Origin of the sequence: Aquitalea palustris (assembly GCF_003693445.1) — a bacterium.
Taxonomy (GTDB): Bacteria; Pseudomonadota; Gammaproteobacteria; order Burkholderiales; family Chromobacteriaceae; genus Aquitalea; species Aquitalea palustris.
This window is the reverse complement of record NZ_RFAR01000110.1, coordinates 1-10,237: the sequence shown is the minus strand read 5'-3', so window position 1 is coordinate 10,237 and position 10,237 is coordinate 1. Positions and strand designations below refer to the sequence as shown.

The 10,237-nt window shown below is 60.5% G+C and carries 13 protein-coding genes; 2 read left to right on the top strand and 11 right to left on the bottom strand.

Annotated elements, in window-relative coordinates; genetic code table 11:
• The 10 genes from EAY64_RS18980 to EAY64_RS18935 form a co-directional block, all read right to left on the bottom strand.
• Nucleotides 1-506: DEAD/DEAH box helicase (locus EAY64_RS18980; RefSeq protein WP_122081973.1), on the bottom strand; the 506-nt coding region annotated here is incomplete at its 3' end.
• A 121-nt stretch (nt 507-627) separates the two neighbouring features.
• Entirely contained in the window at nt 628-1,548 is a 921-nt protein-coding gene (locus EAY64_RS18975; protein WP_103526276.1) for a CobD/CbiB family protein, read from the bottom strand.
• 111 nt (nt 1,549-1,659) lie between these two features.
• The gene (locus EAY64_RS18970; RefSeq protein ID WP_158604737.1) at nt 1,660-2,124 is read right to left on the bottom strand and encodes a flagella synthesis protein FlgN; all 465 of its coding nucleotides are present in this window, start codon (nt 2,122-2,124) and stop codon (nt 1,660-1,662) included.
• A gap of 25 nt (nt 2,125-2,149) precedes the next feature.
• Complete coding sequence (gene flgM, locus EAY64_RS18965; RefSeq protein ID WP_103526274.1) at nt 2,150-2,452, bottom strand: flagellar biosynthesis anti-sigma factor FlgM; 303 nt, start codon at nt 2,450-2,452, stop codon at nt 2,150-2,152.
• A gap of 71 nt (nt 2,453-2,523) precedes the next feature.
• Nucleotides 2,524-3,198: a flagellar basal body P-ring formation chaperone FlgA gene (gene flgA / locus EAY64_RS18960; protein ID WP_226034195.1), complete on the bottom strand. Its 675-nt coding sequence runs from the start codon at nt 3,196-3,198 to the stop codon at nt 2,524-2,526.
• Nucleotides 3,199-3,338: 140 nt separating this feature from the next.
• Complete coding sequence (gene thrC / locus EAY64_RS18955) at nt 3,339-4,748, bottom strand: threonine synthase (protein ID WP_103526273.1); 1,410 nt, start codon at nt 4,746-4,748, stop codon at nt 3,339-3,341.
• Between the two features lie 2 nt (nt 4,749-4,750).
• Nucleotides 4,751-5,161, bottom strand: a complete 411-nt coding sequence (locus EAY64_RS18950; RefSeq protein ID WP_147456248.1) for a hypothetical protein — start codon at nt 5,159-5,161, stop codon at nt 4,751-4,753.
• Between the two features lie 27 nt (nt 5,162-5,188).
• Complete coding sequence (locus EAY64_RS18945; RefSeq protein ID WP_147456247.1) at nt 5,189-5,536, bottom strand: hypothetical protein; 348 nt, start codon at nt 5,534-5,536, stop codon at nt 5,189-5,191.
• Nucleotides 5,537-5,583: 47 nt separating this feature from the next.
• A complete protein-coding gene (locus EAY64_RS18940; protein ID WP_103526270.1) occupies nt 5,584-6,894 on the bottom strand; it encodes a homoserine dehydrogenase in 1,311 nt (436 codons plus the stop codon).
• 137 nt (nt 6,895-7,031) lie between these two features.
• Entirely contained in the window at nt 7,032-8,261 is a 1,230-nt protein-coding gene (locus EAY64_RS18935) for a pyridoxal phosphate-dependent aminotransferase (protein WP_103526277.1), read from the bottom strand.
• Between the two features lie 246 nt (nt 8,262-8,507).
• On the opposite strand from EAY64_RS18935, the gene EAY64_RS18930 reads away from it, so the two are divergent.
• Entirely contained in the window at nt 8,508-8,876 is a 369-nt protein-coding gene (locus EAY64_RS18930; RefSeq protein ID WP_103526269.1) for an Mth938-like domain-containing protein, read from the top strand.
• A gap of 71 nt (nt 8,877-8,947) precedes the next feature.
• On the opposite strand, the gene EAY64_RS18925 is transcribed toward EAY64_RS18930, so the two are convergent.
• On the bottom strand, nt 8,948-9,307 hold the full coding sequence (locus EAY64_RS18925) for a carboxymuconolactone decarboxylase family protein (RefSeq protein ID WP_103526268.1): 360 nt from the start codon (nt 9,305-9,307) through the stop codon (nt 8,948-8,950).
• A gap of 133 nt (nt 9,308-9,440) precedes the next feature.
• Here EAY64_RS18925 and EAY64_RS18920 point away from each other — a divergent pair.
• On the top strand, nt 9,441-10,237 hold a 797-nt coding region (locus EAY64_RS18920; RefSeq protein ID WP_305000385.1), incomplete at its 3' end, for a sigma 54-interacting transcriptional regulator.

Below are 10,237 nucleotides of genomic sequence, written 5' to 3'. Positions count from 1 at the left end.
ATGAAGCCCATGTCCAGCATGCGGTCGGCTTCGTCCAGCACCAGCACTTCCACCTTGTTCAGCTGGATGGTTTTCTGCTGGATATGGTCGAGCAGGCGGCCCGGGGTGGCGATGACGATTTCCATGCCACGGCGCAATTCGGCTGTCTGCGGGTCCATATTCATGCCGCCGAATACGGTGGTGGCACGCAGCGGCAAATACTTGGTATAGGTCTTGACGTTGACGCCGATCTGGTCGGCCAGTTCACGCGTGGGCGACAACACCAGCGCCCGCACCGGATGCATGGCCGGCGATACGCTGGTATTGGCGAATTTCTTCATCCGCTCCAGGATGGGCAGCATGAAAGCGGCAGTCTTGCCGGTACCGGTTTGGGCAGCGGCCAGCAGATCGCGACCAGACAATACCAGCGGAATGGCCTTGGCCTGGATGGGGGTAGGCTCGGTATAGCCTTGTTCTTCAATGGCACGAAGAATCTCGGGCGACAGCCCGAGTTCGGAAAACAGCATGTGTGTGCTCCTGCAATTCGGTTGGGTGATGGCGGCGCAGCGGGCGACGCATCCCCTTGTTCATGAACATGGCCGTGCTGAAATGGCAACGCCGCCCATCACGGGCGGCGGTTGGCAGGCATCAGGCCATGTGATTGGCTACGCTGAGCAACAGGACGACAAACAACCATAACAGGGCCGAGCGCCACACCAGTCCGACGGCACTTTTCAGAAAGCCTGGATCAGCCTCGTCGCCCAGGCCCAGTTCAGGCCGGAACTTGATGGTGTAATCCTGTCGGAGCGGATCGCCCAGTTTGACGCCCAGCGCGCCAGCCGCCGAGGCCAGCAGAATGCCGTTAGCGTAATTACCCCAGGTTTTCGCCTGCGAGCGCCAGCAGTAAACCGCGTCTTCAAAATCGCCCATTACGGCGAAGCTGGCTGCAGTCAGACGCACCGGCAACCAGTCAAGCCAGGCAGCAGCACTGCCGGCAAAGCGACCAAAACGGTCTTCCTCAGCCTGACGACCACCCCATTTCTGGCCCAGCATGCTGCACAGACGGTACAGCAAGGCACCGGACGGTCCCGGTAGCAGTACGAACCAGAACATGGTGCCGAACACGTGACGATAGCTGTCTACCACACCCTGCTCGATGGCCAGCCGTGAAATCTCGCCCACCGACAATTCTGCTGCCGGCAAACCGGTCCAGCGCGTCAGTGCGATACGTGCATCCAGATCACGCCCCTCGGCCAAAGCCAGGGAAATCTCGGAAAAAGCGCTGGAAAAGTGACGGAAGCCCATGGTGAGATAAAGCACCAGCACGTTCCACAGGATGGCAAGCAGCGGGTTGGCCGCATACAGGGCGTAATACACCAGCAGGCTCAGCAACACCGGCGGCAGGATGGCCAGCATCCACGCAAATACGCCATGCCGGTTGGCACCGGCATTCAGGTTGCGTTCCAGATGATTGGCATAACGGGTAAACACATGCCAGACGCGGTTGCGGTTGCCCAGTGGGCGCAGCTGTTCAAGTGCCAGCGCAAATATCAGGGAAATCAGGGTCATCAGATTTTTGGATGGTGGTTTGCTCAGGCCTAGCGGCGAAGATACCACATAAGGGGCAGATGCGCCCACCACATCGCAGCAGCAGGCGGGAGAAACAGCGAGAAAACAGACTCAGGCTGAACCGAGAAAGCGGCGACCGCCTACCGGTTGCGGCTGCTGGCCGCCACGATCATAGCTGAGTGTCGCGGCAGCTGCCTGACGCAGAACTGCCAGCGATTCTTCGACCTGCCCCAGTTGCTGCTCGATAAAGCTGCCATTGAGCTGGTTGATGCCCTGGGCGCGGTGAATCTGGTCTTCCAGGGCCAGCCAGGCCTGGCGCTCGGCCGGTTTGTCCGCCAGCCAGATATATACGGTATCGCTATCAGACAGGCCCAGCGTCTTCATCAACTGGCCGCGCTGCTGCGACTGTCTGGCCAACTCGTCCAGTACCTTGCTCTTGCTGTCAGCCAGCGCTTCCAGCAGATGCACCTGACCGGCAATCATCACCTGCTGCTCCTGCTGCAGCAGTTCCACCAGGCGCAGCACATGGGCCGTTTCAGCCTGGCACAGCTCGGCAAAGCCTTGTTGTTGATTCATGGCAGCGTCAACCATTTTGCCGGGCTTACTGGTTCAGCAACTCTTTGGTGGAAGCGATCAGGCTGTCGGCGATCTTGCCCGGATCGACCGAAAAGCTGCCGGATGCAATGGCGCTCTTGATGGCATCCACTTTGGCGGCATCGAACGATGGTTCGCTATCGCTTGCCTGGCTAGCCAGTGCGCTGATACGGCTGGCCAGCGGATTGATTTCCACGCTATCGGTCGGGGCCGAGCTGGCAGCAGTGGCTTGCGTGCCGGCATCGCGCTTGGCCAGCTTGCTTTGGTTGGCATAGGCGCCAACCGCACTGCCCGAGTTGTCGATTTTCATGGTGGGACCTTCCAAACTAACGAGGGGTTTGATCTATTATCGGCTGAAAAAGCAATCTCTTGAAATTTTATTCAGTAGGACAGACTGACGGTGCCATCCGGCTGTACCATTCCGCGCACCACCCGGCCACCACTGAGCCGGACCGACACCGCCTCACCGACGGCGGCATTGCCATTGGCCGTGCCTTCGGACAGAACGCTGAAACCGTCGCCACCCGCCGACACCTTCACTGGCTGCCCGGCGCGCACCGCATAAGGGGCATGCACCATGAAACTGCGTAGCCAGCTGCCGGCCGGGGCCCCGCTGCGCATGCTCTGGCCCACCGCAAGGTCAACGTTGTTGATGACATTGCGCGCCATCGCGGGATTGGCCATTTCCACCAGTTTCACATCCCCGGCCTGCAGCACCTCGCCGGCCGCCACCGAGCGGGTCAGTACCACCCCCAACTGCTTTTCACTGACAGCCACCGGCAGCCGGATACTCCAGCCGCTGTCGGGGCAGACAATCACCAGGCTGGTATTGCCACTAGTCTGGGCGGTATTGGACCAATCCACCTTGGGGCTGCTGCAGGCGGGCAGCACCAGCCGCCGATCCAGCCGCCCCAGCTTGTAGCTGGCCTGGCGTTGGCTGACCTCCTGCTGCATGAAGCGGTCGGCCAGTTTTTCCAGCGCCGCCATGTCCTGGTTGGCCGCAGCGCACACCATGCTGGACAGCAGCATGCTCAGAAACAGATAAGGGAATTTCATCCTGCCATTGTATCCAGTCCGGTTGCCAATGCGTATCGGCACAAGCCGACTGCCATCAGAGTGGCAAAGCTGGCAACAGTTGCAAGCTGCAATGAAAAACAGGCTCCTGACGGAGCCTGTCTGGCTGAGATGGGCAAACTTCAGCCGGCCAGTGTCTGTTCGACGAAGGCCTTGACCCGTGCGGCGTCGGCGTCGAATACCACCACTTTTTGCGGCAGGTCTTCCAGACCATCAAAACCAGCCGGACGCGGCGGATCGCGGTCCAGCGCTTCGCGGATGGTATCGGCAAACTTGGCCGGTAGCGCCGTTTCCAGGCAGACCACGGTTTCACCCGCCAGACGCAACGCGCGTGCCACCTTGATGCCGTCGGCAGTATGGGTATCCACCACCACGCCATCGCTGGCGTCCAGTGCACGGATGGTGGCCAGGCGGTCGGCATGATTGCTTTTGCCGGACACAAAACCGAACTTGCTGGCTGCATCGGCCAGCTTGGCAGACAGATCGAAGCCCTTGCCAGCATCGACATCGGCCCACAGCGCCTTGACCGCTGTGCCATCACGGCCCAGCAGGTCGAACACGAAGCGCTCGAAGTTGGAGGCCTTGGAAATATCCATGGACGGGCTGGAAGTCACATAGGTATTGGCCGTGCCGCGCGGGCGATAGACACCGGTACGGAAGAATTCGTCCAGTACGTCGTTTTCATTGGTGGCCACAATCAGGCGCTGCACCGGCAAGCCCATCTGGCGGGCGATATGGCCGGCGCAGACATTACCGAAGTTGCCGGACGGCACACAGAAGCTGACCTGTTCGTCATTGCTGCTGGTGGCGTTGAAATAGCCCTTGAAGTAATACACCACCTGCGCCACTACGCGGGCCCAGTTGATGGAGTTGACGGTGCCGATCTGGTATCTGGCCTTGAAGGCGTGGTCGTTCTGCACCGCCTTCACGATGTCCTGACAGTCATCGAACATGCCCTTGATGGCGATGTTGTGGATGTTGGCATCCTGCAGGCTGAACATTTGTGCACGCTGGAAGGCGCTCATCAGGCCATCCGGGCTCAACATGAAGACATTGATACCCTTTTTACCGCGCATGGCGTATTCGGCGGCACTGCCGGTATCGCCCGAGGTGGCACCCAGAATATTCAGCGACTGGCCTTTCTTGGCCAGCACATATTCAAACAGGTTGCCCAGCAGCTGCATGGCCATGTCCTTGAAGGCCAGCGTCGGGCCATTGGACAGTTCCAGAATCACCAGGCCATCGGACAGGCGCTTGACCGGGGTAATGTCGGCACTGCCAAACACCGCAGCAGTATAGGTACGGTCGACGATGTCCTTGAGGTCGGCCTCGGGAATGTCGGTGGCGAACAGGCGGATGATTTCGAAGGCCAGTTCGGCATAAGACAGACCACGCCAGGCATCCAGCTGGCTGCGGCTGATCTGCGGGTAGCTTTCCGGCAACGCCAGGCCACCATCCGGTGCCAGGCCCATGAGCAGGATGTCGCTGAAACTTTGCGGCTGCATGCCGCCACGTGTGCTGAGGTACTTCATGATCAGTTGGTCAACCTGTCCAGACATTGAAAACTGGCCTTGACGATCTTTTTCTTGATCTCGGGTGAAAAGGCCTTGAAGGTATTGCTGCCGCTGCCGGACATGCTATTGGCCACGGCTTCGCTCAGGTCATCCATGGTCAGTGCCTGCATGGCCTTGTCGGCGGCACAGCTACAGTAGCTGCTGCGGTTTTGCTGGGTAATGGCATGTCCAAGCTGTTGCTCCAGCTGCTTGAGCTTGGTACTGTCATTGGCAAAGCTGGTCATGCAGCCCTTGCTGATCAGCTGGCTGAAGTTCTGCACATAGGGTGCCATGCTGGGATCGTCCGCCAGACTGCCACTGGCCGTATCGGCCCAGGCAGACAGTGGCAACAGCAGCAGTGACAGCAGCAAGCGTTGGGAGAGAGTGGACATGATGTCTTCCATTTTGGTAGCTGGGTCTCAGTCGGCGCTACTGGCATCCAGATGACGGCTACAGGCAGCGGAGGCTTCTGCCAGCCGCTTCTTGCCGCGCGGATCGTCCTTGCGGATCTGCCCGGTCAACACCCCCATCACTTCTTCCGAGGTAAAGGTGTTGGCCAGGTGCTCGCTGGCGCACTGGCAGTATTTCTGGACCTGGGCGTCGGAGTGCTCGGCCACCCCGTCCGATGCCGGGGTGCGCTTGAGACAGCCGCGCATCAGGAAGCCCTGCAGCAGATTATGCTGGCCGGGCGTCAGCGGCGTGGCATACAGCGCCGAAGCGGTCAGGGCACAGGCCATGCCTACGCCATTCATCCAGAGTCTTGCCATTGCAACCATCCAGTCGCCGCCCCGTCGGCAATGACGGGGCGAATGCCTTAGTCGTTGAGTTCTTCCATGCGCAGGCGCACTACCTTGCCAGCCACACTGTCCAGTGCCTCGATGGCGGCGATGGCCGCGTTGATGGCCCCTTCCTGCACCCGGTGGGTGAGGATGACCACTTCGGCATTGCCTTCGCTGGCCGAGCCCTTCTGGATCAGCGCTTCGATGGAGATGTCGTTTTCCGCCAGCAGGCCGGTGATATTGGCCAGCACACCGGCGCGGTCGGCAGCGCCGATACGCAGGTAGTAAGAGCTGTATACCTCGTCAATCGGCAGGATACGCAGGTCTTTCAGTTGGTCCGGCTGGAAGGCCAGATGCGGCACGCGGTGTTCCGGGTCGGCGGTCAGCAGGCGGGTCACGTCGACAATGTCAGCCACCACGGCCGAGGCGGTCGGCAGCGCGCCGGCACCCGCACCATAATGCAGGGTCTGGCCGACGGCATCGCCCTTGGCCAGCACGGCGTTCATCACGCCGTTGACGTTGGCAATCAGCTGGCTTTCCGGAATCAGCGTCGGATGCACGCGCAGCTCCACGCCAGCATCGGTGCGGCGGGTGAAGCCCAGCAGCTTGACGCGATAGCCCAGTTCTTCAGCGTACTTGATGTCCACGCCATCCAGCTTGCTGATGCCTTCCAGATAGCAGCTATCGAACTGCATGGGGATGCCAAAGGCCAGTGCCGCCATGATGGTGAGCTTGTGGCCGGCGTCGTGACCTTCGATGTCGAAGGTGGGATCGGCTTCGGCATAACCCAGGCGCTGGGCTTCGGCCAGTACGTCGGAAAAGCTGGCACCCTTCTCGCGCATTTCGGTAAGGATGAAGTTGGAAGTGCCATTGATGATGCCGGCGATCCATTCGATACGGTTGGCCGACAGGCCCTCGCGCAGCGCCTTGATGATGGGGATGCCACCGGCCACGGCCGCCTCGAAGGCCACCATCACGCCCTGCTCCTGGGCGCGGGCGAAGATTTCATTGCCGTGTACCGCCAGCAGCTTCTTGTTGGCCGTCACCACGTGCTTGCCATTGGCAATGGCCTTGAGCACCAGTTCCTTGGCCACGGTGTCGCCACCGATCAGCTCGACCACGATATCGACTTCCGGATCATTGACCACGGCAAAGGCATCGGCAACCAGTTTGACCTCATCGCCCACCAGCTGACGTGCCAGCTCCAGATTGCGGCGCGAGGCAATGGTCAGCCGGATTTCGCGGCCGGCACGGCGGGCGATTTCCTCGGCATTGCGCTTGAGTACGGTGGCGACACCGCCACCGACAGTCCCCACGCCCATCAGGCCAATATTGATCGGTTTCATTACCATCTCCATGTCTGTCTCTAGTGTTTTGTCCCGGGCCGACGGCCTCTTGGCAAGGCGGCCATACCGGCTTGCCAGGAGGTCTTCACGCGGATGACACAGCCGGCGGGCTGTTGCGCCGCCGGCTGCATCGGGCATCAGGCCGTGCCGTGACGCTGGCGGTAACGTGCCAGGAAACGGGCGATGCGACCTATCGCTTCGATCAGGTCATCCGAGTTAGGAAGGAATACCACGCGGAAGTGATCCGGCGCAATCCAGTTAAACCCGCTGCCCTGCACCAGCAACACTTTTTCTTCCTGCAGCAGTTCCAGAATGAACTGCTGGTCGTCGCTGATGGGGTAGACCTTGGGGTCCAAGCGCGGGAACAGGTACAAGGCACCCTGCGGCTTGACGCAAGTCACGCCCGGAATGTCGGTGAGCAGCTTGTGCGCCAGATCGCGCTGGCGGGCCAGCCGGCCGCTGGGCGCCACCAGGTCGTCAATGCTCTGGTAACCGCCCAAGGCAGTCTGGATGGCAAACTGCGCCGGTACATTGGCACACAGCCGCATCGAGGCCAGCATGTTCAGGCCTTCGATATAGTCGCGCGCATGTTTTTTCTCGCCGCACAGAATCATCCAGCCGGCGCGATAGCCACAGGCGCGGTAGTTCTTGGACAGGCCATTGAAGGTGACTACCAGCAGATCCGGCGCCAGCGCGGCGATGGAGGTGTGTTTGACTGCGTCGTACAACACCTTGTCGTAGATTTCGTCGGCGTAGATGATCAGCTGATGCTGGCGCGCCAGATCGACAATCTGCTGCAACAGTGCCGGCGGATACACGGCACCGGTGGGGTTGTTGGGGTTGATCACCACGATGGCGCGGGTATTGGGGGTGATCTTGGCGCGGATGTCGTCGATATCGGGGAACCAGCCCTGCTCTTCGTCACAGACATAATGCAGCGCCTTGCCACCGGCCAGGCTGACGGCGGCGGTCCACAGCGGATAGTCCGGTGCCGGCACCAGCACTTCGTCGCCATTGTCCAGCAGCGCCTGCATGGCCATCACGATCAGCTCGGACACGCCATTGCCGATGATGATGTCGTCCATGCTGACATTGGGCAGCTGTTTTTCCTGGGCGTAATGCATGATGGATTTACGCGCGGCGAACAGGCCCTTGGAATCGGAATAACCGGAGGCGGACGGCAGGTTGACGATGACGTCTTCGATGATTTCATCCGGCGCAAAAAAACCGAATGGCGCAGGATTGCCGATATTCAGCTTGATGATGCGATGGCCTTCGTCTTCCATCTTCTTGGCATGCTCAAGCACCGGGCCACGGATGTCGTAGCAAACATTGGCGAGCTTCTGCGATTTGTGTACTGGCTGCATGGTGGCCTGTTTTTCCGTCACGGGCCGCGCCCCGGACACTGCGGCGGTCTTGCGGCGGCGCGGTTTGTTGTCTTTCATTAGAGTCCCTTGTCTGTCCCGGCCATTGGCGACACCGTCCGGCAACGGCAGGTCAGGGTATAATCCTATCCCAAACCGTGCTGCACTGCATTACGGAGTGCGCGCTTGCGCACCGTGTCGCAACACCAGACACCAGCACCACCATTACCCTTGCAGGAAAGCGAGCCCATGAAAATGCATCAGGCCCTGGGACAGGGCAAAAACCTGTTTACCGGTTATGGCGAAGGCCATGTGCTGATCAATGCCGAACGCCACGACGGCAACCTGATCGTGACGCCGGACAGCGTACAGCCCTGGGGTGTGGCTGATTTCTCCAGCCTGGCAGAGTCACATTTCAACATGCTGCTGGATTTGCAACCTGAGCTGGTGCTGTTCGGCTCCGGCGCCAGCCTGCGCTTTTTCCACCCGCGCCTGATGGCCGCGCTGGTCAATGCCGGCATCGGCGTGGATGTGATGGATACCCAGGCCGCCTGTCGCACCTTCAACATCCTGATGGCGGAAGACCGCCGCGTGGTAGCCGCCATCCTGGCGATTTGAGCCGGCCACAGACATGACAAAGCCCCGCAATGCGGGGCTTTGCTATTGGGGCATGCGTTTGCTGTGCCAGATCAGGCAGCCGCCGGTTTCTCACCACCAAACTCTTCAAAAGCCTGCAAGGCCTCGGCTGCGGTCATCAGCGATGGCCCGCCCCCCATGTAGACCGCCACCTGCAGCATTTCCATGAATTCGGCGCGAGTACAGCCCAGCTCCACCAGCGCCTTGCTGTGGAAGGCCAGACAGCCCTGGCAACGGCTGGCGATGCCGATAGCCAGCGCGATCAGCTCCTTGGTTTTGTTGGAGAGCGCGCCGTCGGCATGGGCGGCGCGGCTCATCTGGCCAAAGCCCTTCATGGTTTCGGGTATTTCGCGGCGGAATTCTGCCAGCTTGCTACCCAGATCGCGGGCCAATGCGGTGTAGTCATGACTCATGGAAAGCTCCTCGGCGTTTTTGCATGATTTATATTATATATATTTATATAATATTGCAAGCCGACCACGCAGCTTGGCGATGCGCCCGAGCTGCGTGGTAATCTGCCGCATCCACCTTGGCCAAGGACAGACCGTGCCCCACTCCGCTACCGAACTGGCAGATTATGATCACGTCCGGCAATGGGCGATGCAGTCGCTGTTCCAGCATATGGACGATATCTACCAGGGAACGGTCATTGTGGATGCACAGGCGCGCATCATCTGGATCAATGCCCGCTATGCCGAACGTTTCGGCTTTGCCGATCCGCAAAGCGCGCTGGGCCAGCCGGTGGAAAACGTCATTCCCAATAGCCAGATGCGCGAAGTCCTGCGCACCGGCGAGCCCATGCTGCTGGACATCATGGCTACCGGCGACGACCAGCTGGTGGTGACCCGCCTGCCCTTGAAAGATGCAACAGGACGTACCGTTGGTGCGGTCGGCTTTGCCCTGTTTGACAAGATCCAGTCACTGGCTCCGCTGGTGGCCAAATTCACCCGTCTGGCCGAGGAACTGGCCGCGACCCGCGAATCACTGGCGCAGGCGCGCCGTGCCAAATACAGCTTTGAACATTTTGTCGGTGACAGCCCGCTGATCAGCGAGGTCAAGCGCCAGGCGCGGCTGGCGGCACCGCTGGAAGGGGCAGTGTTGTTGCTGGGCGAAACCGGCACCGGCAAGGAAGTGCTGGCCCACGCCATTCACGCTGCCTCGCCACGGGCAGGCAAGCCGCTGGTCAGCCTGAACATGGCGGCCATTCCCGATACCCTGCTGGAGGCCGAGCTATTCGGTGCCAGCGCCGGCGCCTATACCGGGGCGGACAAGAAAGGTCGCAGCGGCAAACTGCAACTGGCCGATGGCGGCACGCTGTTTCTGGATGAAATCGGCGACATGCC